Below are 26,632 nucleotides of genomic sequence, written 5' to 3'. Positions count from 1 at the left end.
TTTATTTATGGGACTTATTGATTTTATTCTTCATATTGATGACCACTTAGTCACTATTGTGAATATGTTTGGCAATTGGACATACCTGATCTTGTTTGCAATTATTTTTATCGAAACAGGGTTGGTTATTTTTCCATTCTTACCAGGTGACTCGCTAATCTTTGCTTGTTGTGCAATGGCTGCAACACCAAAATACAATCTGCATTTTTGGATTTGCTACTTAATTTTCATTGCAGCCGCCGTGTTGGGTGACACAATTAACTATGAAATTGGACATTGGTCACAAGCCGAAGGCGCCAAACATAGCTGGTTTAATAAGTTAATTAATCAAGAAAAACGAAAAGCAGCTGAAAACTTCTTCGATCGACACGGCGGAATTACTATCGTAATCGGAAGATTTATTCCATTTATTCGTACTTTTGTTCCATTCGTATCTGGTGCAAGTAAGATGCACTATAGAACTTTCATCATTTACAACTTCATTGGTGGTTTTCTCTGGGTAACTTTATTTGCAGCTCTCGGATTCTTCTTCGGAAATATCCCAGTTGTTCAAGAACACTTCTCATTGATCGTCATTGCAATTATTTTAATTTCAGTTTTACCGGTATTGATTATCTGGTTAAAGAAAAAATTAGTATTAAAAAAGGAGCTTCGTTAAAGCTCCTTTATTTTTTTGCCAAAATAAAATATGAGAAATACAATTCATAAATTATGCCACCGGTCGCAAAACAACCAGCAAAAAATTCTTCTGTTAAGACATTAATAATCGGATCTGTTGTTGGATCAAACAGCCAATCATTATTATTGAACAATAAATGATGAAATGAAATAAAGAATTCATCAAAGTTCATCAAAGCAAACGGCAAAATTATTACGGGTAAAATCATAAAAATCAAAGCCGTTGTTTTTGAAATATAAATATAATTCATTCTATTTCGCATTTTTAAGAAAATAAGAATGATCAATCCAACTATAAATACAATTATTGCTAATTCAAATAATAACTTGCACTCATAGAAGTGACGTGCCGCACTTGGAGATGTAGGAAAATCAGACATTTGCAGCTTATTTTTAAATGGTAGCAGCAAATAATCTAAAAGTTGAGTATAATTCTTCATCACTGTTCCAAGCGAAGTTTTTACTATTAAATTAGTCTTTTGAATTTTTACAAAAATTGCTAGCAGTGGCCAACTTAAAACTAATGCAATGATCGTAGCCGTAGCAAGTGACATTAGTCCATTATAAACAACCGCAATTATTGGCTTTCTTTTCATAGTTTCCACTCATCTAGATTCTCTACAACATATGTTGGCTGCTTATCTTTTTCTGCTAATTGTTCTTTGCCAGTTACACCCGTTAATGTTAGGAGAGAATCAATGTTGCAGTTAACACCTGCCATAATATCTGTATCATAATTATCTCCAACTAAAATTGCATCTTGGCTCTGCGCATTTAGCATCTTTAATGCGCTAGCCACAATAATTGATGAGGGCTTTCCAATATAGATTGGCTTAACACCAGTTGCCACTTCAAGCATAGTGCAAAGAGAACCATTTCCTGGCAATAATTCATCCCCATAAGGCAAATTCTTATCAGCATTTGTTCCAATAAAGGTAGCACCATTTCTAATTGAGCGAGTAGCTACGCGAATTTTATGGTAGGTTAAATCCGTATCCATCCCTACGACAACATATTTAGGATTTCTATCATCATAGTAAAAACGTTCATTTTTCAACAATCCCTGCACTAATCCAATTTGTCCAATAATATAAATTGGTATTTTAGAAGCATCAGGATTTTGTGCAAGCAAATAAGACTCTGTAGCCAAAACAGGTGTATAAATATGATAAATATCTGTATTAACCCCATGTCCACGGAGCTTATCAACTACCATTTGCGGAGTACGAGTTGAATTATTAGTTAAAAATAAGTGAGGAATGTTTTTCTCCTGCAAGCGATGAATAAATCTTACGCCACTTTCAATCGTATCGTTTCCACGATAAATAGTTCCATCCAAATCAATTAAATAGCATTTATAGTCTTTATGTTCCACAATTAGCCCTTTCTTTTCTTAATCACAAAGCCCTTATTTTTATGATTTCCACGTTGAAATTTTACTGCTGTTTTATGCCCACCAATTCTCGTCTTATGTACACGACGTTCCTTAAAATATGGACGTTTAGTATGATATCGATTATTGCTGGCATTTTTTCTTTTATTTTGTCTACCAAAAGCAACCTTTTTAATTTGATTTTCTTGTGCTAGGCGTAAAACAAAATATGCACTACCGGGATTACAGTATTCTTCTAAATAATCCACAATTGCATTGGCCTTTTTATCAATTGCAACGCGATCATTTTCATCATAAAATCCCTTTAATCTTAGATGCTCACTTGAAACATCCCCTACTAAATAATCATATTGATCAAGGTAAGGGTCATATTTTTCTTTTAACATTTCAATATCCAAAGCATCTTTTACATTAGCTAAAACTTCATACTTTCGCCCATTGATCATAATCAGATCATCGCTAGCAATAACATGGGCCAAAGGATGATAAAGCGGTTGTTCTTTATCTGCTTCTTTATACTCCATTATTTTTCTTTCTATTATCTATCGGGTATTTCTTTTTTAAATAATTTCCAATTACAGTTCTGAGATAGTCAGGGAATAAAAATTTATTTTTACCTATAATTGAAATGGTAGGGAAAAATGGAATTAATACATAGTGATCAAGTAAGGCTAATGTATATTCTTTTTCAGGATCAATTTCTTTTCCATTAATGTAGACAGTCCTACTTGCATGATCCACCTGAATACCTTTATATACAAGATCACCAAAAATTTTCCCTCTAAAACTCATTCCTTTAAGCGCAAATTTACTTAAAAAATGACGGTTCTTCTCCATTTCCATTACCAAACGCCAAACATCGCTTCCCAACAGCTTAGTTTGAACTACGTGCATTGGATGAGGTAATGCTGCCTGTAAATCAGCTTCAGTCAAAATTCCTTGATGAAATGGTTTTAAAAATAGACCACTATTTAACACTGCAATATCTGTTCCTGCAAAATCACTAATTGCATCTAAAGAAACTTGAATAGCTGCCATTTTATCATTATTAAATTTAGCTGGTAAATCAGCAATTTTACGGGATTGAAGCATCTGCTCCCCCTGCCTACGCCAGCCAGAAATTTTTTCTTGATCAGATTCTAAACTCGGCAAGTCAGCAGTTTGAACAGTATTCGGTTTAATTGAAACTACTTGATGATCATCGTTTAACTGAATTGCAATATCACCAATATGTTGGCCCCATTTTCCAGTTTGAGTGATCCAAGTATGATTTACTTTTTCTCCCTTTGGAAGATAATCGTGACTATGTCCACCAACTATCAAATCAACTTCTGGGTAGTGATGAGCGATATAGCGATCCATTCTTAAACCAATATGGCTAACAATCACTAACATGTCGTATTGTCCTTTAATTGTAGGAAGTAGCTTATCTAAAGTATCAGAAATTAATTTTATATGCCAGTGGTTAGGTCCGTAAGTCATTGGATAAGCAGCAGTTAAACCAACAACTGCAATTCTTGTTTTCTTTTTGGTTTCAAAAATTTTATATAAAGTACACCATTTTGGCATGCTTTCATCTTCTTCGCGCAAATTAGCTAAAACAACTGGGAAATTAGCATGATCAAATAAACGCTCTAAAACTGCGTGTGAATTAGAGATTCCCTCATTATTGCCAATCGTGATTGCATCATAGTTAAATTCATTCATTAACTTGATATTGGCTTGTCCTTCGGTTGCATCGGACAAAGGATGAGAGCGATCCATAAAATCACCAGCATCAAAAGTAAAGGTTTGATCAACGCTTTTATCATTTTGCGCTTGATGTAAATATCTTTTTATTTTAGGAAACTGTTCAAAATGAGAGTGCAGATCATTAGTGTGAACAATACGTAACTTTTCCATAGTCTACCTTCTTCTAACCAATATGGTTGGCTTTTAATACAGTGTTAAAGGCATCTAAAACTTTTCCTTTAGGTTTCTCCCACTCTACCCATTGAGGATCTTTCCAATCATCTTCATTAGTTAAAGTTTCTAATTGGTAGGTTTTATTAATATATTCTTCGTACAATTGAAGTGCTTTAGTTCTAGCTAAATTTAGCTGAAGTATCCGTACTTTCTTTATTAATCCACGATCTACGGCTAGTTCAGCAATTCCATTTTGATCAATATTTGAAATTTCATAATATTTTGATCCGTCATTGCGAGTAACCTCTTCGATTAAATCTAGTTGCTCATAAGCCATATTTCAGCATCTACTTTCTTAAAATGATTATTAACTACTATATTAATTATAGAAAAAAGTATACATCCATGCTATTGTTAAAAAGAATAGAGGTGTACACATGAAAACAAGTCGGGTTTATTTTTTAGCCCTTTTTTTTAGTATAATTTTTATTTTTGAATCAGGATTTCTAGTCATCGGACACCGAGGCAATCCTAGCAAGTATCCAGAAGAAACAATTCAAAGTGACAACTCAGCCTTTGCAGATGGCGCGGACTATGTAGAACTTGACTTGCATGTTTCTAAAGATAATGTTTTAGTTGTTTCTCATGACCGCGACTTAAGCCGAGTTGTTGGATCATCGGTTATTGTATCACAAAATAATTTTTCCTATTTAAACAGCTTAAAACAGGCTAATGGCGAATCAATTATCTCGTTAGATCAGTTATTTGATTACTATAAAGATAAGCCAAACACCAAATTTTTACTTGAAACTAAAAAGACTAAACATAATAGTCCTAAAAATATGGAAGAATTACTCGCTAACAGTATAAAAAAATATCACATGCAAAATCGAGTAATGATCCATAGTTTTTCTGCCCCTAGTCTAAAAACGATGAGTCAATTATTACCAAATGTTCCAAGAATTTTTATTGTTGGTTCCCTTCAAAGAATCAATTTTGAAGTACTTAGTTATGTTAATGGAATCAATATTTCATCTGATCTAATCACTCAAAATCCTAAGCTCATTAGTCAGTTACATGCACTGCATCAAAAAGTATTTGTTTGGGCAGAAATGAATGAATCGCCTAAATTATGGAATTGGTTAATTAACAACGACGTAGATGGGGTTGTTACTAACTTTCCTGCAAGAGGCTATAAATATAAGTTAGCTAAAAGTGGAACTAAAAAGTACGCTGTTAACAAAGACGGGATTTACTTTGGTCGTACACCTACTACCGTAAGTGTAAATCCATACCTAAATGTTAAAACTTCAAAACAAATTAACTTTTTAGAACCTATTCATGTTTCTTCAGCAGTAATTGCTTCAGGACAAACTTTTTACCAAATTGGCGATAAAGAATTCGTTCCAGCTGATTTAGTAAGTTTAGACTTACAACCAGAATGGATTTTGCCATACTGGAATTTAAGTATTATTAACCCTACTCAAAATCCAATTTTCACTTATAATAAACCTGATAAGCAATCTGGTAAAAAGAGTCAACTCATGCCGCGAAAACGCTATAAAATATTAGGCGTAAGTGGCGGAGTTAACGATTTATGGCTTCTTACAGACTATGGCTGGATTAAGTCATCCAAAATTTTATACTACGGTTTATTTGATAGAAACTCATTTGCCTACCAAAACTATAAACAGCTTGATCCCGCTTATCGTCAGACAAATGTTGCACTCTTCCCTTATTTACCTGTAGAAAAAGTTCCTAATAAAAGCTTTTGGTCGACTTATTCAGATGTAAATGCTGTAATATTTAATCAGAGATAAAAATTAAAGGAGTATATTATGGAAGAACTAGATTATAAGAAATTAGCTCAAGAAAAAAAGGATGCTATTTTAAACGATTTAAAAGAATTGATCGCAATTGATTCTTCTGAAGATTTAAACAATACTAGCAAAGAATATCCTGTAGGTCCCGGCCCAGTTAAGGCTATGAAAAAGTTCTTATCATTTGCTAAACGTGACGGCTTTGATACTGAAAACTTTGATAACTACGCAGGTAGAATCAACATGGGTTCTGGCGACAAGCGCGTTGGTATTATTGGACACATGGATGTAGTACCTGCTGGCGAAGGCTGGAAAACTGATCCATTTAAGATGACTATCAAAGACGGCAAAATTTATGGACGTGGTAGCGCCGATGATAAAGGTCCATCCCTTGCAGCTTACTATGGAATGCTCATTTTAAAAGAACACGGATTTAAACCTAAAAAGAAAATCGATTTCGTAGTTGGAACTAATGAAGAAACTAATTGGGTAGGAATTGACTACTACTTGAAGCATCAACCAGCTCCTGATGTTGCCTTTTCACCTGATGCAGAATTTCCAATTATCAATGGTGAACAAGGAATTGTTACCTTGAAACTTGATTTTAAATTTGATCCAAGTCAAGGTAACGTTAAGCTTTGGACATTCCAATCAGGAATTGCAACTAATGTCATCCCTCAAACTGCACATGCACAACTCGAAGGCGACATTGATGGCATCAAAGAAAAATTCGACTTGTTCCTTAAAGAACATAAACTTGAAGGAAAGGCAGAAATGCTTAGTGGTCGTCTATCATTAACTTTAACTGGTCATGGTGCTCACGCTTCAGCTCCAGAAACTGGTAGAAATGCTGCAACTTACCTTGCTCTCTTCCTTGATGGCCTTAACTTTGATGGTCAAGCAAAGAACTTCTTACACTTCCTTGCAACTGTTGAACACAAAGACTTTAATGGTAAGAAATTAGGTATCTTCCACCACGATGATTTAATGGGCGATTTAACTAGCTCACCAAGTATGTTTAACTTTGAAGGTCAAAATGCATACCTACTAAACAATGTTCGCTACCCACAAGGTATTGAACCAGAAGAAATGGTCAAAAACATTAACGAAAAATTTGGTGACATCTTAGACGCTAGAGTTGAAGGTTCAGCAGAAGCTCCTCACTACGTTCCTGGAGACGATCCAATTGTTAAGACTCTTCTTTCAGTTTATGAAAAGCAAACTGGTAAGAAAGGTCACGAAGTTATTATTGGTGGTGGTACATACGGCCGTTTATTCAAGCATGGTGTAGCCTTTGGTGCTCAACCAGAAGGTGCTCCACTTGTTATGCACCAACCAAATGAATACATGAAGGTCGATGACTTAATCAATTCAATTGCAATTTATGCAGAAGCAATCTACGAATTAACCAAGTAAACTAAAATATTAATAAATTCGTAAAAAAGGACAGCATCAAAGCTAGTCCTTTTTTTGCTATAATAGGTGAAAAGTAATTAACAAAGGATCCTGATCTGTGAAAAATTTAAAAGAAAAAATCAGAAAGTTCCTAACTGCGGGGCCGAAAGTTAAAACACTTCAAAGCGAATCAGACGAAAGCCAATGGAAATTTTACAGTGGCATCGTTTATTTGACTTTGCGTCGTGTTTTTCATTATTTGATCTTAATTGCATTTTTTGGTCTATTTCTGCTAATCGGTTTTAGTGGTGGCTATGCGCTTGGCATTGTTCGCCAACAACCTATTCCAACTATTAGCGAATTAAATCATCAAATAAATCATGCTCAAAATTCAGCTACGCTTTACTATGCTGGCAATAAAAAAATTGCTACCGTTCGTCCAGATACGGTTACTAAAAAAGCCAGCGAAAGCGAACTGACTCCACTAGTTAAGAATGCTGTTACGGCTACTGAAGATGAGAATTTCTATATTCATAAGGGTGTTTTACCTAAATCATTAGTCAGAGCTGTACTTTCTGAATTAACTGGTGTCGGAGTGCAAACTGGTGGGTCTACCTTAACTCAGCAGTTAGTTAAGATGCAATTTTTAACTAGCCAGACAACCTGGAGAAGAAAAGTCACAGAAATGTTTTATGCTCATAAGATCGAAAAGCATTTCTCTAAAGAAGACATTTTACGTGCCTATTTAAATGCCGCTCCCTATGGTAAGAATAACCGCGGAGAAAATATTGTCGGCATTAAAACCGCGGCTGAAGGAATCTTTGGTAAATCAATATCTGAACTTAATTTACCTCAAGCTGCCTTTATAGCTGGGCTACCACAAAGTCCTTCTGTTTATACTCCGTATCGTTTAAACGGAAAAGTTAAGAAAGATCTTGATTTAGCAATGCGAAGAAAAGATATTGTCTTATTCCGGATGTACCGAAATGGCGATATCAGTAAAAAAGCCTACCTTGCAGCTAAAAAATATGATCTACGTGCAGACTTCCTTGAACCAGAAAAAGCACCTAAGCAAAAGAAACAAAGTGGCTACTTATATAACTTAGTGATGAATAAGAGTGCCAGTCTTTTAGCTGAAAACCTGATTGAACAAGACGGTTTGAAAGTGTCAGATGTTAAACAAGATACTAATCGCTATAATCAATATTTGACTAACGCAACTGAACTACTCCATCAAAAGGGTTACCATATTAAAACTACAATTAGAAAACCGCTTTATCAGACCATGCAACAAGTTGTTAAACAAAATAAGTATGGTCAAGATAAAACCTCTCGTGATTTTGACTCTTCAACTAATAAGTGGGTCAACACTACTGAACACGTAGAAAATGGTAGCGTAGTAATTGATAATGCAACTGGTAAGGTATTAGCATTTAGTGGGGGTGTTGATTTTAAGAACTCACAAATCAATCACGCCTTTGATACTTACCGTTCACCTGGTTCATCCATTAAGCCATACCTAGTTTATGGTCCAGCAGTTGAACACAAGCTTATTTCTAGTCAAACAGCACTGGCAGATTTCCCTACCAGATTTGGCAACTATATTCCAACTGACTATAACTCAACTGTTGAAAACCGCTTTATTTCAGCTCAAGAAGCTTTAAGTAAGTCTTACAATCTACCAGCTGTAAACTTATACAGTAAGTTAGTCAACGATAAAAATATTAACTTACGCCAAGATATGAAGAAACTTGGCTTGAACTTAAGTAAGAGTGAATTTGAAAATCTCGGTTTGGCCCTTGGGGGTACAGACTATGGTTTCTCAGTCGCTGATAATGCTAGTGCTTTCTCTAACTTCTATAACAATGGTAAGCGTGCTGACCCTTATTACATTGAAGAAATTCAAGATCCATCAGGTAGAGTAATTTATAAACATAAGCAAAATTCGCAAAAGGTATTCTCTACTGGTACTTCTTACATCATGCAGAAGATGCTTCACCAGGTAGTAACTAAAGGTACTGCATCAAGCTTGACCGGTACTTTGAAATTTAACTATAAGAATTTGATTGGTAAGACTGGAACCAGTAACGACTATCGTGATATTTGGTTTAACGGTTCTACTCCTGGAATTACAATTTCTAGCTGGATGGGTTATGACAACTTCTATGGTCACTCGTATAACTTAGATTCTAATTCTAGTGAGACTAACTTAAATCTCTGGGCCAATATAGCTAATGCACTTTATAAAGAAGATCCATCAATCTTTAAATTAAATGACGCACCAAGCAGACCAAGTTCCGTTTACAAAAATAGAGTTTTATCAAGAACTGGTACTTTACCAGGAACTGTAAGCTATGACGGCGATAATATTGAGCTTTCTGGTAAGAAGACAACTGCATTAAGTTTGTCTCCTGCTCCAGCTGCTACTGCTAGATTTGGTATTGGTGGTTCAACTAAAGACTATAACCTCTTCTACGATTACCTAGAAGGTAAAAACAATGACTATGGTAAAGTCTTGATCTACACAGGTAAGACAATTTCTAAGAAGAAAAACATTAATAGTCTCTTTGCGGTAGCCGATGGTTCAAGTTCAGAAGATGCTAAAAACTATTATGGTAAAAACCATGAAGTTTACCGAGAATCTAGTAATAATTCTTCCTCTTCAACTAATCGAACAGTAGGAGCAAATGACCAGCAAGCTCGAAGTACTGGTCAAGGAGGAAATAATAATAGTTCCTCCTCATCTACTTCTACTAGGCGAAATAGCTCTAGTTCGACAAGTGAATCCTCTTCATCTCAAAATACTAATTCTGAGAGTAGTAATGCAGCAAATGAAGTAAATTCAAATATTAGTTCTAGTGAAAATACGACTAATACTAATGCAAACAATACGGAAGCTACTGCTGGAGATGCAGCAGCTGATAATGCTCCTACTGCTCCATAAAACTAGAAAAATAGATAGAAAAAATCCCTTTAGGTAATTAATTCAACCTAAAGGGATTTTTATTTGTATTGCTATTACTTAGTAGAACGAGACTTCTTCAAAGTGTATGGTAAGATAACATGAGCGTCATCTAATTCTTCGTCATTCATCAACTTAGTTAACATTCTCATTGCAACAGCACCAATATCATAAAGTGGTTGTTGAACTGTAGTTAATTGTGGACGAACAATTTTAGCAACATTAGTTGAAGCAGCAGAGATAATTTCTAAATCTTCTGGAATCTTTACACCTGCATCAATAGCCGCATTAACAATACCTGCAGCTGTTACATCACGAGTAGCAATAATTCCATCTACCTTATCAGCTTTGATTTGTTCAAATAACTTATAGCCATCTTCATAAGTCTTGGCATCTTCATAAATGTGAATATTCTTTAAATTATGTTCTTCCATGAAGTCCTTGTAAGCTACAAACCGGTTATCCTTGTTAACATAAGCTTTTCCGTCACCTACAACTAAGGCAAGGTTCTTCTTACTATTTTCTAAAAGAAGGCTCAAAGCTTCCTTTTCAGCAGCCTTGTAGTCAATAGTTACACTAGAAAATTCTTGGTTAGCATCAGCAGTACCAGCCAAAACAACTGGTGTGTTAGTGCGCTTAAAGATTTCTTGGGCTTTTTCGCTCATCAAGTTAGACATATAGATTACACCATCAACTTGCTTATTAAGTAAGTTTTGGATAACTTGATCTTCGTTCAATAAAGTATTACCAACACTTGAAAGTAAGATATTGTACTTGTACATTGTAGCAATATCATCAATTCCCTTAGATAATTCAGCAAAATGCATGTTTGTTAAATCAGGGACAATCAAGCCAACCGTTGTCGTTCTCTTTGAAGCTAATCCTTGAGCAACTGCATTAGGTTGGTAATGCAAACGATCAATGACAGCTAATACTTTTTCACGTGTTTCTTTACGTACATTATTATTTCCATTTACTACTCTTGAAACAGTAGCCATAGAAACTTTTGCTTCACGAGCAACATCATAAATAGTTACTTCTTGCTTTTGCATAAATTTCTCACACTCCTGTAAAAACACTCTTTTATAACTTATCAAGAATATTCGCACATTGCAACCGTTTACGACTAAAAACTCATTATTTTACCATATTATATGGTATACTCCCAGTATATATTAGAAAAGGAGTTAAAATTATGAACTTAGACAAATTACAAAATTGGTTAATTTCAACTAATAATGATGTTGCCTACATCTCTGACCCAATCAGTATTAACTACTTTACTGGCTATAGCATGGATCCACACGAAAGAATTTTTGCTTTACTTGCTTTTAAAGACAAACCTGCTTTTATCTTTGCACCTGAATTAAATGTTGAAGAAGCTAAAAATTCTGCCTGGGATGGAGAAGTCTACGGCTATCTTGACCATGAAAATCCATGGGCAAAAATTGCTGATTTAGTAAACCAACGTGTCAGTGAACCTCATAACATTGCAATTGAAAAATCTCATCTCTCCGTTGATCGTTTAGAACAATTACGCATTGCTTTTCCTGATTCTTCATTTACAAATAATGTTTCTCCATTCGTAGCTGAAGCACGTTTACGTAAAACCCCAGAGGAAGTTGAACAATTAAAAGCTGCTGGTGCAGAAGCTGATTTTGCCTTTCAAATTGGTTTCAATGCTCTAAGAAACGGTGTAACTGAACGTTATGTTGCTGGACAAATTGATTATCAATTAAAACTTCAAAAAGGCGTGATGCATACTAGTTTTGAAACAATTGTTCAAGCTGGTAAAAATGCAGCTAACCCTCACCTTGGTCCAACTATGAACAAAATTGAACCAAATGAATTAGTGCTATTTGACCTTGGAACTATGCATAATGGTTACGCTTCTGACTCAAGTAGAACTGTCGCTTACGGTGAACCAACTGCTAAAGAAAAAGAAATATATGAAGTTGACCGTGAAGCACAACAAGCAGCTATTGAAGCTGCTAAACCAGGTATTACTGCTAGCGAATTAGATGCAGTAGCTAGAGATATTATTACCAAAGCTGGCTATGGAGAGTACTTTATTCACCGCCTTGGTCATGGTATTGGAATGAACGTTCATGAATTCCCACAAATTATGGAAGGAAATGACGTAGTTCTTGAAGAAGGCATGTGCTTCTCCATTGAACCTGGTATCTACATCCCTAACGTAGCTGGCGTTAGAATTGAAGATTGTGGTGTAGTTACTAAAAATGGATTTGAAACTTTTACTAAGACAAGCAAGGAATTAAAATACATATCAGTTAAAGATTAACCTCAAATAATGCATTTCAAATTTAAAAACCTGCTGATGTAAAAAAATTATCAGCAGGTTTTTTTAATGCAAAAAAATCAAGTATTAAATACTTGATTTTCTTTGTAATTATTTATTTTTAGTTAGTTTCCGCATTGTTTAAATCGCTAACAGTATTCTTATCAGCTTTTTCATCTTCGCCAAGATCCTTGTTAGTGTCATCAATTACGATATCATCAAAATCTTTTAATTCTGAATCATCTTCAACTGACTTAGGAAATGATGCCAATTGGTTTTTAATTGCTTCAGTTCCCTTATCATATTTTTCTTTTAAATCTTGCAATTTTTCGTTTTCCGCAATTTTTTTCTTTACATCATCAGTTGCGTCTTCTGGTAATAATAAAGATCCTGCAATTAAACCAACACCTAAACCAACAACGCTACCTAATAGAAATCCACCTAGTTTACGCATATTTATTTCTCCTTTTTATAAAAAATTAGTCTTCACCACGACGACGCTTACGTCTTGCAAACATTCGACTAACTAAAGATGAAAAAATGCCAATTCCGGCTCCCCTAATACCCATACCGGAGAAGCGCTCAATCATTCTTCGAGATGAAGAATTAATATCTGACACACTTTCACCCAAATCTGCAGCTGCTTTAACAACCGGTTCTAATTCTGTTACTTTACCATTTACGTCTGCTAAAAGAGCATTACTCTTTTCTAATAGATCTTCACTTTGTTTCATCAATACAGCTGTTTGTTTTGTTAAATCATCAACAGCTGTATTAACACTATCCATAGTTGAGTCAACTTTCTTCATTGTCTTAGTGGCTCTAACAATTAAAGGCAAAGTGAACAAAACCAATATTAAAAAGGCAACTGCTGCAATTAAGCCAGCTAATGCACCATATGAAATTGACATAATCTATCCTCCATTAACTAATTCCTCTCAATAAAAAGTCTAGCATTATTCATCCCTCCAAGCAATGAAATAGTACCTTAGTTTTTGATATACTATGTTAAAGAAACTACTAAGGAGATGACGATTTGAACTGGTCAACCATTTTAAAAGGAACTTCTACAACTAAAAAAACTAACAATATTGATTCTATTATTAACTGGAATACTGTATTTCATACGCTCTTACATCGTGGTAGTCAAATTATATTTACTACAATAATTTTCTTTCTAATTTGGCATATAGGGAAACACTTATTAACAAGATATTTACTTAAAAATCCTAAGTTTCAAGAGCATATGACGGGCCGAAAAAAAACTTTAGCCCAGCTTGGACTTGCGCTTTTTCAGTACACAGTCCTTTTATTTTATTTATATAGTGTTTTAACTTTGATGGGTATTCCTGTTGGCACTCTTCTTGCCAGTGTGGGGCTGGTTTCTCTAGCCTTAGGTATGGGAGCTCAAGGTTTAGTTAGTGATGTAATAACTGGAATGAACATCCTTAGCGAAGGAGAATACAATATTGGAGATACAGTAAAAATCGGCACTTATACCGGAACAGTTCTTTCTTTCACATTACGCAACACACGCCTTAAAACTTCTAATGGTGCAGTTATTTATATTCCTAATAGAACTATTACTGTTGTTGAAAATTTAACTCATGGTTCGCATTCGGGATGGAGTATGAATATCAATTTAAACCTATCTGTTGAAAATAATCTTAGTGATGTTAACCATGCAATTAATACTGTAAATGCTGCTCTAAAAGATAAGTTTAAAAATCAAATCAAAAAAGGGCCACAAATCATCGGTATTATCAATCAAACAGGATCAAGTATTATTTACCAAATTCATTTCCAAGTAATCGCTAATAGTCAAAATACAGTTAAAAACGCCTATCTTAGTGCATATATAAAAGAATTTAATCATCAAAATATTAAGTTTAGCACTGTACCGACAAAGCAGGAAAATACCTCTACTTCTTAAAAGATTAAATAGTTAGACATAGATCTAACTATTTAATCTTTTTTTATTGCAAAACACGAACTACCTCCCGTGCAATCATCAATTCTTCATTTGTAGGAACAATAAGAGCTTTTACTTTAGAACTAGGTTTAGAAATAAATTTCTCTCTATCAGTTTGATTAGCTTTAAAGTCAGGATAAAGACCTAAATATTTTAATGATGACATGATTCCAGCCCTAATTCCAAAATCATGTTCTCCTACTCCACCAGTAAATATAATTGCATCAACTCCGTTTAATTCGGCTACGTAGGCACCCACATATTGAACAACACGGTTAATAAATATCTTTCGAGCTAGTTTTGCTCGCTTATCTTTACTTTCAATTAAATCTCTCATATCAGAGGATATACCTGAAATACCTAGTAATCCTGATTTATAATTCAAAACTTCAATTACTTTATCAATATTCATTCCTGTTTTATGCATTAAATATTGCAACACAGCTGGATCAATATCACCACTTCTAGTTCCCATAGTTACTCCAGTAAGAGGACTAAGTCCCATAGAAGTATCGAAAGATTTTCCATGTTTTATTGCAGTAACAGATGCTCCAGATCCTAAATGACAAATAATGAAATTAACCAAGTTAGGATTTTTTTTAATCATTTTTGCTGCTCGAAGCACAACATAAGAAACTGAAATCCCGTGTGCTCCATATTTCCTAATCCCATAATCTTCATAATATTCATAGGGTATCGAATACAAATAATGAACTTTATCCAAAGTTTGATGATATGAGGTATCAAAAACTGCAACTTGGGGCACATTAGGAATAATATTCATGAAAGCTTTGATACCTTTTGCTTCAGAAATATTATGAAGAGGTGCTAATTCTCCAAGATTAAATATTTCTTCTAATTCTTTTTCTTTAACATGAACTGAATTTTTAAAAATTTCTCCTCCATTCACTACTCTGTGACCAACACCACTAATTTCTCGTAGATCATCAACTACGTGAAATTTTTTTAAATATTCAATTAATAATTTAACTGCCTCTTCTTGATTATGAATAGGCATATTCTTTATATACTCTTGTCCACTACTTAACTTAATTTTAAAAACAGCATTCTCTTTTCCAACTCTATCAGCTATTCCTGAAGCCAGTACTTTTTCATTAGGAAAAGAAAATAATTTATATTTAAAGGATGAACTTCCAGAATTAATTGCTAAAACTTTTTTCATATGCTATAACCTCGGAATCTTTTTAAACTTATATAAATATCTTTCATTTTTAGTATAGCGCTTTCAAAGATAAGTGAAAGGTACTATATAACATATAAAAAAGAAGCAAGCTACATTAGCTTGCTTCTTTCGTTACTCTCACACTTTAATTTTTATCTTTTTTCTTTCTCCGATCACTTAAACCAAATAATCCTAAACTTGCTGCTAACATACCTAAAGCTGCAAAAATTGGATTTTCAGAATGTGCTCCAGTTTGTGGAAGCATATGTCTACTTTCACTATAAGTCCGTGAAGAAGCATTTGCATCCTTTCTTGTAGCTTTTTGATTAATAGCAACATGGTTAGTAGCTACTGATTTTACTTCATGAGACTTAATAACTTTACTGTCTTTTGAAGATAAATTATTTCTATCAATATGAGTATGAACACTAGGAGCATTTGGTCTTAAAGAAGGTTTCTGTTTGTTATCAGAGTTAGGAATAGAATGTTTATTTTCTGATATTACCTTGATAGTTATTGTACCGTTTTCAATTGTAATTTGTGTTGGTAATGATTGATCATTACTCAAACTGTAACCTTTAGGAACTGATAAGCTAATAGCAATAACTTTACCAAGTTTTCCAGTGTAGACTTTACTCTCAACTAATTTATCTTTTTCATCAACAAAACGAATAGTTTGAGTGGCAGTTACTACAGGATGATTAATTGGAGTATAGGTAATTTCTATCTGAACATTAGCTGTATCCGGAGTGACATTTTCTTGGTTTACATTCATAACCGTGTATCCTGAAATACTCATTGGTGCATAAGCTGCCCAAATAGCTTCATGCTCGCCAGAATCACTTAATTTCCATGCACTATACGTTACTTCGCCAGTTACTTCATTGAATGTAGCAGTTCTAGTAAAGATTACCTTTTGAATAATGTTTTCTCTGCTATCATCTGGTTTCACAAGAATGATTGTACGAGTTGGTGATACTTCAAGTTCTTCCATTTCAGGATACGTACTACTTGGATTACCAGGTACTTTCCCTTTTGGAATATCTTTTTCAGGTGTTTCTGGAGTAACAATAATACTTGAAGCCTCAACGTGGATTACCACAGTTGGAATACCTTCGGCTGTTGCTGTAACAGTCTTGGGAACTTCTTGACTTGGTACTAGCTGCCAACCTGCTGGAATTTCTGGTTTAACTGCTACTGCTTCTCCAGTCTTTCCGCTAAGCAGACTGGTACTTATTTCGTTGCCTTCTTTGTCTTGGTAAGAAATAATACCGCTTTGTTCATTCGCTGCGTAAGTAACTTCAATAGTCTCATCTTTTTGACCATTCTTAACTTCAACTGCTGGAATTACTTCTTCACTTGCAGTGTAGCCTTTCACTTCTGCTGGAATAAATTCTTTCCAGCTTGCAGTTGACCATTCTCCATAAGTTACTTGGCCTGTTACATCATCGTAACTTGCGTCACGGTAGATCTTCGCAGTTTGAACTTCTGTACTCTTACTTCCATCTGGGTTAATTACATTGATCGTACGAGTAATTGCTTGGTTCAACTCACTTTCATGAGCTCCATCAATTTCTTTACCCGTTGGTGTCTTTTCACCTTCTGGAATTGGATTATTATGATCAACATTGGTTGTTCCATGTTCAACCTGAATTACCACAGTTGGAATACCTTCGGCTGTTGCTATAACAGTCTTGGGAACTTCTTGACTTGGTACTAGCTGCCAACCTGCTGGAATTTCTGGTTTAACTGCTACTGCTTCTCCAGTCTTTCCGCTAAGCAGACTGGTACTTATTTCGTTGCCTTCTTTGTCTTGGTAAGAAATAATACCGCTTTGTTCATTCGCTGTGTAAATAACTTCAATAGTCTCATCTTTTTGACCATTCTTAACTTCAACTGCTGGAATTACTTCTTCACTTGCAGTGTAGCCTTTCACTTCTGTTGGAATAAATTCTTTCCAGCTTGCAGTTGACCATTCTCCATAAGTTACTTGGCCTGTTACATCATCGTAACTTGCGTCACGGTAAATCTTCGCAATTTGAACTTCTGTACTCTTAGTTCCATCTGGGTTAATTACATTGATCGTACGAGTAATTGCTTGGTTCAACTCACTTTCATGAGCTCCATCAATTTCTTTACCTGTTGGTGTCTTTTCACCTTCTGGAACTGGATTATTATGATCAACATTGGTTGTTCCATGTTCAACCTGAATTACCACAGTTGGAATACCTTCGGCTGTTGCTGTAACAGTCTTTGGAACTTCTTGACTTGGTACTAGCTGCCAGCCTGCTGGAATTTCTGGTTTAACTGCTACTGCTTCTCCAGTCTTTCCGCTAAGCGGACTGGTCCTTATTTCGTTGCCTTCTTTGTCTTGGTAAGAAATAATACCGCTTTGTTCATTCGCTGTGTAAGTAACTTCAATAGTCTCATCTTTTTGACCATTCTTAACTTCAACTGCTGGAATTTCTTCTTCACTTGCAGTGTAGCCTTTCACTTCTGCTGGAATAAATTCTTTCCAGCTTGCAGTTGACCATTCTCCATAAGTTACTTGGCCTGTTACATCATCGTAACTTGCGTCACGGTAGATCTTCGCAGTTTGAACTTCTGTACTCTTACTTCCATCTGGGTTAATTACATTGATCGTACGAGTAATTGCTTGGTTCAACTCACTTTCATGAGCTCCATCAATTTCTTTACCCGTTGGTGTCTTTTCACCTTCTGGAACTGGATTATTATGATCAACATTAGTTGTTCCATGTTTAATCATAATTAAAGTAGTCCCATTATCAACAATGATTTCAGTAGGTACATCACTTGGATCACTTGCTACCCAACCTACTGGAATTTCAGGAGTAAACGGAAGTTTTGTTCCTTTTATATGACCATCAATATTAACTGAACTAATTACATTATTATCGGCATCCACGTAGTTAATAGTTTGGCTACTATTTTCCAAAGTAAATATTGCTGTGGAACTGAAGTCAATATTGTAATTTGGATTTTCATGACGAATCTTATTGATTACATCTCCACTAAGCTCGACATCATAAGTCCCAGCTTCAGTTAATTGAGCTGGATGACCATCTTTACTGAATACAAAATCACTTGCTGTTAATCCAGTAATAGTTTGTTGTTGTCCATTTAACACTACAACAACTGAGTAATTATGCGGATCAAGTTTTAAGTCTTGAGTAGTTTGAGAGCCACTTATTGTTGCATTCGTCTTAGCAGGAATAATTACTAATAATCCCTGACTGCCGTCATAGCTGTAGTTGTAGTTACTATCAGCTACTTTGATAGCATCAATACCAACTTGACTTAATTCAACTTGATACGTACCTACATTTACTGGATTTCCAGCAACTTGAATATCTTTATCAGTTAAGTCATAAGTTTGACCATTAGAAAGTTTAACTTCAAATTTATCAAGATCTAATGCAACTGTACTTCCTGTATAAGGAGTTTCTTGATTACCATTAAAGCTAATTGTTGCATTCGCTTTACTAATTGTGACACTAGCTAAACCATTGAAACTCCAAATGTAATTATTGTTTGTAGCAATTTTACTTTGACTAGATTCCTTAAGCTTTAAGTAATAAGTACCTACATTTATTGGGTTAACAATTATTCTACCAGTTTCATCAACCCACTCATAGTCATCAGCAGCTAAAGTAGGTGCTACAAGATTTACGCCATTGTTAGTTGCGATGTTATTAGTAATCTTATCAATATTAATTACAGGAGTTTGACCATTGTAAACCACTTCATATGAACCTGAAGTAGTTACATCAGCACTAGCTTTATTAATGGTGTAAGTACCCGCAACAGGATTACTCCAATCATAATTTGGATAGTCTTGTTTAATCTTATCAAGAGCCTTTTGACTTAAAGTAACGTTATAACTGCCTGCATCTACTGGATTTGAGCCAGCACTAAAGACTAAATCACCTGCAGCTAATGGAATATTAATAGTTTGACCATTATTAGTGCTGATTTCTAACTTATAATTATCTACATTCAAGTTAGCTGATTCACCATTATAAATCATACTATCTAAACCATTTGAAACGATCTTAATTCCCGCAGAAGCTTTTTTAATAATAAAGTTCCCATTGCCTGTTGAAGTATAAGTGTAATTCTTTGTTCCAAAGTGCTTTTCAATATTCTGCAATCCTTGGTTAGAAAGGATAACCTCAAATGTGCCTACGCTAGTTGGAGTTCCATTTTCAAATTGTAAGTCACCGGCAGCAGGAGTATAGGATAAAGTTTTATCGTCAGCTGTTTCAACACTAATCGTGTAATCATTTGGATTTAAAGTAGTAGCTTCACCGTAAATAATAGTCGGCACCACAGTAGCTTTATCACTTACAGTAATGGTTACAGGCATTTGAATTACATCAAATGGTGCTGTATTGGCATCATCTGAAAGTAACCAGTTGTAATCCAAACTATTTAATTTTCTAATGTTTTCAAGTGCTTGTTTAGTTAACTTAACTTGATAATTACCAACTTCATTTGGCGTAGTTCCTACAAATTCAAGATCACCAGCTTGTAAAGTATAGCTATAGTCATCCCCATTAACTAATCCTGAAATTGAAATAGAGTACTTACTGTAATCAATTGGCTGATCCTCACCAGTATAACGAACACTTTCACTACCATTTAAAGAAATATAAGCATCAACTGGCGTAATTATGTAGTTAGCGCCTTTTGTATGTTGCTTATCAACATCTGTATTGTCGGAATCAGAAGTAATATCTGAATTTCCGTTACTTATAGTACCGTTAGTTGCAGCAAATTCTTCTGATTTACTATCACCAAAATCATAATTTGGATAATATTCTTTTAAAGCATTATAAAGTTTTTGAGTTGGCACTAACTCATAATTACCTACCTGCGTTGGTAAATTATTATCAGAATATTGAGTATCCTTAAATTGTAAATCACCTACTGATAATGGTGTTGGATAAAGAATATCTTTCCCATTCATAGTATCAGTTAAAGCAATTGTAAATTTAGTTGGATCAATTACCACTTGACGACCATATGGCGTAGTTTGAGTTCCACTTAAGGTAATGCGTCCTTTACGAGCATAAATAATGTATTGAGCCAAATCTTTAGTTGACTGAGTAATATCATAATTTGGATTCTCTTGGTTCAAACGTTTAATGGCTGCTACACTCAACGTGATTGAATATTTACCAGTTTCAATTGCGTCAGCTCCACCATTAATTACTACATCTGACGGTTGAAGAGTAAACTTCACTCCGTCAGGCGCACTATCATAGCCACCCCAACGAAGTTTTAGATTCTTCATTTGATCTTGATTAGTAATTTTAACTGGAGTGCCATCGTATACACTTGAAGCAGTTCCCACAATTCCTACCGTTAATTCTGCAGGAGTAATGTTTAATAATGCTGGTGTATTAGTAAATGTCCAATCATAGTTACTATTAATAGCTTCTAAATGCTTTTTACCTTGATCAGACAAGTATACATCATAATTAGCAGCATCAGTTGGAGCTGAAACAGTCGTCATTAAGTCACCAGCTTGTAGGTTGTAATTCAATGGTTGCCCATTGTTAGTAATAATTACAACTTGGAAATTACCAGTGCTTAAGTCCACTACCTTACCTGTATAAGTACTATTTTGAGTACCAATCACCCCAACTTCTGCCGTAGCTTTTTCAACTGTAAAGGCTACGGCATCATTATTGTAAGTATAGTTATAATGATTACTTTCAAGATTCCGAATTTGACCTAAAGCCGTATTAGTTAATTTTACCTTGTAACTGCCAGCATTAGTTGGCACAGCAACTTGATTACCTTGGCTATCTACAAATTCAAGATCTTCAGGCTTTAATGAGTAGGTTTGGCCATTTGATAATTTCACACTAATACCATTAACAACTCCATTGGTATTTGGAATTACTACTGGATTGCCGGTATAAATTGTTGAGCCTGAACCTTCAAGAGTAATAGTTGCCGTTGCCTTTTCGATATGATAATTACCTTCACCTTGATAGTTCCAAGTGTAGTTGGTGTTTCCAGTAATCGAATCTTGAACCTTTTGCCAGCCTGCTTGTGTTAAACGAACTTGGTAAGTTCCAATCTCACTTGGTGCAGAAATTACCTTCCCATCTTGTAAGAATTCGTAATCACTTGCAGTTAATTGCAAAGCGCTTGGTAAAGTAATTGTCCCTTCATTTGGATTATTGGTGGTGATTTCTGGAATAAAGTCAGCTGGATTAATGGTTGCTGGTTTACCTGTCCAAGTAATAGTTTGAGCACTAGTATTTGGTAAAGTAATTAAAGCATTCGCTGGTTTAATGATATATGTACCACTACCAGCAACTTGAACATTTGACCAGTCTAAATTATTAGCATTTACTGCTTTAACTTTATCAATTCCTGTTTGTGTTAATTGAACTGTATAAGTACCTACGTCACTTGGCGCAGTGGTATAAGTTTTTCCATCCTTAACCCATTCAAAATCACCAGTGGTTAAAGTTAGTGAATTGTTTCCAGGAGCTGTAATTGTAACTATTGGAATATAACCATTTATTGGCGTTCCATCATAAATCTTTTCAGCCGTTCCTCTGAAGGATGCACTTGGAATAGCTTTAGTAATAGTTACTGTTCCAAAGCCAGCCTTACTAAAGTCATAGCCATAGTTATCAGCCTGAACTTCGGCAATATTTGCACGACCCTGGTCAGATAATTCAACCTCATAAGTGCCCACGTTGGTATTAGCACCTGCTGTAGTATTAACAAACTGTAAATCACCAGCTTGTAACTGATAAGTTAGACCGTTACCCAATTCAATCTTAAAGTTGGCTGGATCAATAACAGCTGTAGAGCCAGTGTAAACAATATTTTCATTACCAGAAATAGCTACTGAAACATTGGCATTTCTAGTAATTGACAAAGTACCAAAACCAGCCTTATTCCAATAATAATTGTCAGTTTGTGATTCAAATTTCTTCAAACCATTATCAGTTAAGGAAATCGTATAAGTGCCAATAGCAGTTGGTTGTGAAACTACTTCTCCTGCTGTATTAGTAATTACAATATCATCAGCACTTAAGTTTACATTTTCTGGAAGATCGATAGTTACTCCATTATTAGTTGTAATAGATAATGGGAAATTCTTGTAGTCAATCGTGACAGGTTGACCATTATATTTATTACTTTGGCTACCAGAAATATTAAGAGTTGCCGTTGCCTTATTAATTACATAAGTGAAGGCACCATTAATATCAGTAAAGTTATAATTTGGATTTTCTTTATTTAATTTATCAATATAATCCTTGTTCAAAATCAAGTAGTAAGTACCAACATTAACTGGTTGACCCTCAAATTTGACATATTGATCCCCACTCTTGGTGTACCAAGCATAATCATTAGCAGACAGATCATGATTTAAAGTGAAATCAACATCATTGGTTGTATCATGAGCAGTCCAGGTAATTTTTCCATAGACCGTTGTCCCCTGAATAACTTGACCATTATATGAGCGCTCGTAATTGCCACCAATTGTCGCAGTGGCTTGAGCCTTGGCAATATCGTAATTAGCACTTCCAGTAAAGGCATTATCCGCAAATACTACATTTGAAGTATTATTTTGACCATAGCCTGCTAAACTAAGAATGTACTTTTCAATATTAGAAATACCAGTAGGTGTCAAAGTAATTGTGTAGGAGCCAACGTTACTTGGTGCCGAACCACTATTCCAAGTGTAGTCACCATCTTTAAGAATATAAGTCTCGTTAGCATCAGTAACACCTGGGAAGTTTACTGTTACTCTAATTTGACCATTACTATTTACTTCAGCAGTTGTAATACTTTGACCGTTGTATAGACGTGAATTAGCGCCACCCAATACACCGCCTGCTTGAGCTTGAGTAATGGTATAAACAGCTAATCCCGTATTAGTTAAAGTGAAATTAGGATTATCCTTTTGTAAAGTAGCCAATGCACTATCTTTAAGCTTGATATAGTAAGTGCCGACATTTTCAGGATTACTGATCGGATTTCCGCTTGCATCTACCCACTCATAGCTATCACTAGTAAGTCCAGTCGTATTTAAAACAACTTCGCGATTGTCAAAGTAAGTAGTAAATTTTAATTTTGAAGGATCAATACTAGTAGTAGGTTGAGCGTCGTAAACCTTGGTATAGTTTCCTGATGTCTGATTGCTTAAAGTAGAAGTTGCTGATGCTGGAGTAATAATATAAGTAGCAGTACCAGTAAAAGTTGAATTGCCATCGTCATCGGTCCATTTAATACTATTATTACCACATTGCTGTATAATTGCTTCTTTTCCCTGATCAGTCCAACGCAATTCGTAAGTACCAACATTAGTTGGCATGTCAAGAGACCAAGTTTTACCATTATCAGATGAAAATTCAACCCACCCTGCCTCTAAGGAAGATATCGTATCAATTGGCCCTCTAATTTCGGCCATAATTGGATCATCACCATCTCCATTATTAAGGTCATTAACAGTAATTTGATTACCAGTATATGTTGATTGGTTTTCACCGGACAAAGTTGCCGTTGCCGTTGCCGTAAAAGTTACGTTTATTACGGTCGGAAGAGTATCGCCAGTAACTTTCTGGCTTGGAATAGGTCTAGGAGAAATAATATTTAATGTAGTTTCAGTAGTTGTACCATCAGGATTAGTAACTATTTGTTTAATAATTCTCGTATAAGGGTTAATTGAGGGTATAGTGTTACATCGTGGCCATTCACTTGTGGTCCACCCACTTCCAGTAAAGCCATCAAACACTACACCACTGTCATCAGCATTTACTTTCACAGGTCTAGTAATCGTAGCTGATTGTGTTATAGTTTGAGTAATTGATGGGGTCCCTGGATTATTAGGTAGCGTGATGTTAATTACACGATTGACTGTTTTTTCTACTAATGATTTAGGTACATAGTAAGTTGTCACTTCATTACGAGCATACCATTGAGAAGCATTGTTAGTAGTAAAGACGGTATTTGAATTATAATTTGGATTAGCAAAGTTGATAGTAGTATATGTACCAGTAGAATTAATATTTGCTATGACATAGTCACTACCACCATTAGGAGGAGTAACAGTAAATTGTCCACCGTTTTGAAAATTCCAATTTCCAGAAATCATATGGAAACCTAAATTTGCCGTATCTCCCTTACTTTTGTCCCATTGCCAATTGCCACTATAGACAACTTTATCGGTTGTAGGATCAATTGTACCAGTTTGATCATAAAAGACTTGAATTTGTGCATCTGGCGCAAAGGATTGACCATCCTTATCACCACCAGCAATCGTAAATTTAGCAGTTACTGTTCTAGTTTCGGTTTTATTTGGAACATAGAAAATAGTGTGAACGGGTTGAGCTTCATAAAGAGATGCAGCTGTAGTATATGCAGTCGAATCTTTAGAAACATCAGTAGTACTGCCATTCCAGCTAGGAAAGACAAATTGATTAGCTGGAATTTTATCAGTGTTTGAAGCAGGGCCACCAGTATAAGCTGTATACCCAGTCAAGGTTGGTACATCTGCAGTTACATTAGCCCATTCCTGTGGTAAGTTAGTCCAAGTACCAGAAACTACACGGTAGCCAGGAGTATTGCTATCGCCTTTTTTAGTATTCCATTGCCATGGACCATAGGTAATATCTCCAGTTGCCAAATCTTTTGTAGCTTGGCGAGTATAATAAACATCTAAGACTGCAGAAGTAAAGGCGTTCCCATCTTCGGTATAAGTACCGTCTTCATTAACTTTAGTCTTAACATAATTTACTGTTATAGTTCTAGTTTCTTGTGCTTTTGGATCAGTATCGGTTACATTTTGAGTTTTATGAACTAAGTGAATAACAATATTTGCATCAAATAATGAAGAAGCTGCCTCAGATGTCCATTTATAATTCGGGACTGTCCAATTACAATCTGGCTTTGTGAACGGTACATTAAAACTACCATTGAAGGTTACCCCAGCTGGTACTTCACTGACTCCAACAGATTGATATGTTCCTAGATTTACGCCCTCTGGAAACTTAAGATCATTACTATATCCACCGTTAGCAGGATTTTTTATATCAAATTGAACAATCTGTTTATTTTCCGTATCATCCCAGTAAGTAATTGTAAACTGCATTTGATTAGTAACAATAACTTTAGAAGTAGCTGGATCAGTTACGATAGTATCTTGCTGTCCATTCACAGAAACTGGATAAGTTGCTGCAATTTTAACATTGTATGTCCCTACTTGATTCCAATTAGGCTCACTATTATCAACATATTCGAATGTAGTATCTTTTGGAAAATCGGCACTGTTAGTAACTAAATCTTTAGCAGTTAAAGTTGTACCCTCATAGACAGTCTTATCTTGAGTATGAACCTCTTTCTTTTGATCTTCAGCAGAATCAGAAGAAGTAACTTTGGTAGGCTTTATTTCTTGAAGGGTAGCCTTATCAGAAGTAGTTTTAGCTACATCAAGCGTATTCGCCGTCTGCTCCTTATCTGTAACATCATTTTGGGAGATTACAGAATTTGCTTCACCTTTAGTTTGAGTTGTAACAGACTTTGAAGTTTCAGCCTTTTGGTTAGTAGACTCATCGCCTGAAGATTGAACAGGTGTAATCTTCTGATTACTATTTTGAGTAGTAGATGCAGTATTCTTCTCAGTTTTATTAGACTTTTGCTCTACGCTCTTATTTTCATTAGCTGAACTATAACCCAGCTTTTGTGCATCATTATTTATAACAAGTGTAGAATTACTATTTTTAGATTGACTAACATCAATATCTTGATCTTTTAGATTGTCCTTTTTCTCAACTTGAACAGCTCGATCTTGTATATTATTAGGTAAAGTATCGGCATGAACTACTTCACTATTATTTAACTCTAAAAATAAAGTTGATAATAGCACAGAACACGTTCCAATAGTTAACTTCCTTATACTGAATCTTTGTTTTGTATCTAAGTCAGGTTTATTGAATAACATGCGCCTCAGGCTCCTTAAAATAACCCCTT

At 35.0% G+C, this 26,632-nt stretch carries 16 protein-coding genes; 6 read left to right on the top strand and 10 right to left on the bottom strand.

The window, feature by feature from the left end; translation table 11 throughout:
• Positions 1-7: 7 nt before the first annotated feature.
• The gene (locus tag QM512_RS00555) at positions 8-658 is read left to right on the top strand and encodes a VTT domain-containing protein (RefSeq protein WP_282805624.1); all 651 of its coding nucleotides are present in this window, start codon (positions 8-10) and stop codon (positions 656-658) included.
• Between the two features lie 7 nt (positions 659-665).
• On the opposite strand, the gene QM512_RS00550 is transcribed toward QM512_RS00555, so the two are convergent.
• Genes QM512_RS00550 through QM512_RS00530 form a run of 5 tightly spaced genes read right to left on the bottom strand, consistent with a single transcriptional unit; the run spans position 666 to position 4,313 of the window.
• Positions 666-1,274 (bottom strand): TIGR01906 family membrane protein, encoded by a 609-nt coding sequence (locus QM512_RS00550; protein WP_282805623.1) that lies wholly within the window; start codon positions 1,272-1,274, stop codon positions 666-668.
• Positions 1,271-2,053 carry a TIGR01457 family HAD-type hydrolase gene (locus QM512_RS00545; RefSeq protein WP_282805622.1) on the bottom strand — a complete coding sequence of 261 codons (783 nt, stop codon included), beginning with the start codon at positions 2,051-2,053 and terminating at the stop codon, positions 1,271-1,273. Before QM512_RS00545 ends, QM512_RS00550 begins: the two co-directional genes overlap by 4 nt.
• Positions 2,054-2,055: 2 nt before the next feature.
• Positions 2,056-2,595 (bottom strand): YutD family protein, encoded by a 540-nt coding sequence (locus QM512_RS00540; protein WP_282805621.1) that lies wholly within the window; start codon positions 2,593-2,595, stop codon positions 2,056-2,058.
• Complete coding sequence (locus QM512_RS00535; RefSeq protein WP_282805620.1) at positions 2,585-3,973, bottom strand: bifunctional metallophosphatase/5'-nucleotidase; 1,389 nt, start codon at positions 3,971-3,973, stop codon at positions 2,585-2,587. The genes QM512_RS00540 and QM512_RS00535 overlap by 11 nt, the downstream gene beginning before the upstream one ends.
• A 13-nt stretch (positions 3,974-3,986) precedes the next feature.
• The gene (locus QM512_RS00530) at positions 3,987-4,313 is read right to left on the bottom strand and encodes a hypothetical protein (RefSeq protein ID WP_003647701.1); all 327 of its coding nucleotides are present in this window, start codon (positions 4,311-4,313) and stop codon (positions 3,987-3,989) included.
• A gap of 100 nt (positions 4,314-4,413) precedes the next feature.
• Here QM512_RS00530 and QM512_RS00525 point away from each other — a divergent pair, with 100 nt between their 5' ends.
• From QM512_RS00525 to QM512_RS00515, 3 genes are all read left to right on the top strand, one after another.
• On the top strand, positions 4,414-5,796 hold the full coding sequence (locus QM512_RS00525; protein WP_282805619.1) for a glycerophosphodiester phosphodiesterase: 1,383 nt from the start codon (positions 4,414-4,416) through the stop codon (positions 5,794-5,796).
• Between the two features lie 18 nt (positions 5,797-5,814).
• On the top strand, positions 5,815-7,212 hold the full coding sequence (gene pepV / locus QM512_RS00520) for a dipeptidase PepV (RefSeq protein WP_282805618.1): 1,398 nt from the start codon (positions 5,815-5,817) through the stop codon (positions 7,210-7,212).
• 97 nt (positions 7,213-7,309) lie between these two features.
• Positions 7,310-10,135 (top strand): transglycosylase domain-containing protein, encoded by a 2,826-nt coding sequence (locus QM512_RS00515; protein ID WP_282805617.1) that lies wholly within the window; start codon positions 7,310-7,312, stop codon positions 10,133-10,135.
• 74 nt (positions 10,136-10,209) lie between these two features.
• Here QM512_RS00515 and QM512_RS00510 read toward each other — a convergent pair whose 3' ends face one another.
• A complete protein-coding gene (locus QM512_RS00510) occupies positions 10,210-11,205 on the bottom strand; it encodes a substrate-binding domain-containing protein (protein WP_282805616.1) in 996 nt (331 codons plus the stop codon).
• Positions 11,206-11,348: 143 nt separating this feature from the next.
• On the opposite strand from QM512_RS00510, the gene QM512_RS00505 reads away from it, so the two are divergent.
• On the top strand, positions 11,349-12,455 hold the full coding sequence (locus QM512_RS00505) for an aminopeptidase P family protein (protein WP_282805615.1): 1,107 nt from the start codon (positions 11,349-11,351) through the stop codon (positions 12,453-12,455).
• A gap of 118 nt (positions 12,456-12,573) precedes the next feature.
• On the opposite strand, the gene QM512_RS00500 is transcribed toward QM512_RS00505, so the two are convergent.
• On the bottom strand, positions 12,574-12,906 hold the full coding sequence (locus tag QM512_RS00500) for a DUF1269 domain-containing family protein (protein WP_282805614.1): 333 nt from the start codon (positions 12,904-12,906) through the stop codon (positions 12,574-12,576).
• A 25-nt stretch (positions 12,907-12,931) separates the two neighbouring features.
• Positions 12,932-13,363, bottom strand: a complete 432-nt coding sequence (locus QM512_RS00495) for a DUF948 domain-containing protein (protein ID WP_260316613.1) — start codon at positions 13,361-13,363, stop codon at positions 12,932-12,934.
• Positions 13,364-13,488: 125 nt separating this feature from the next.
• Between QM512_RS00495 and QM512_RS00490 the strand changes: the two genes are divergently transcribed.
• Entirely contained in the window at positions 13,489-14,385 is an 897-nt protein-coding gene (locus tag QM512_RS00490; RefSeq protein WP_282805613.1) for a mechanosensitive ion channel family protein, read from the top strand.
• 43 nt (positions 14,386-14,428) lie between these two features.
• Here QM512_RS00490 and QM512_RS00485 read toward each other — a convergent pair whose 3' ends face one another.
• Together QM512_RS00485 and QM512_RS00480 are read right to left on the bottom strand one after the other, a co-directional pair.
• On the bottom strand, positions 14,429-15,607 hold the full coding sequence (locus tag QM512_RS00485; protein ID WP_282805612.1) for an acetate/propionate family kinase: 1,179 nt from the start codon (positions 15,605-15,607) through the stop codon (positions 14,429-14,431).
• Positions 15,608-15,752: 145 nt separating this feature from the next.
• Positions 15,753-26,603 (bottom strand): MBG domain-containing protein, encoded by a 10,851-nt coding sequence (locus QM512_RS00480; protein WP_282805611.1) that lies wholly within the window; start codon positions 26,601-26,603, stop codon positions 15,753-15,755.
• Positions 26,604-26,632: the final 29 nt, after the last annotated feature.

The organism is Lactobacillus isalae (assembly GCF_947539375.1).
Classification (GTDB): Bacteria; Bacillota; Bacilli; order Lactobacillales; family Lactobacillaceae; genus Lactobacillus; species Lactobacillus isalae.
This window is presented reverse-complemented; position numbering and strand designations above follow the sequence as displayed.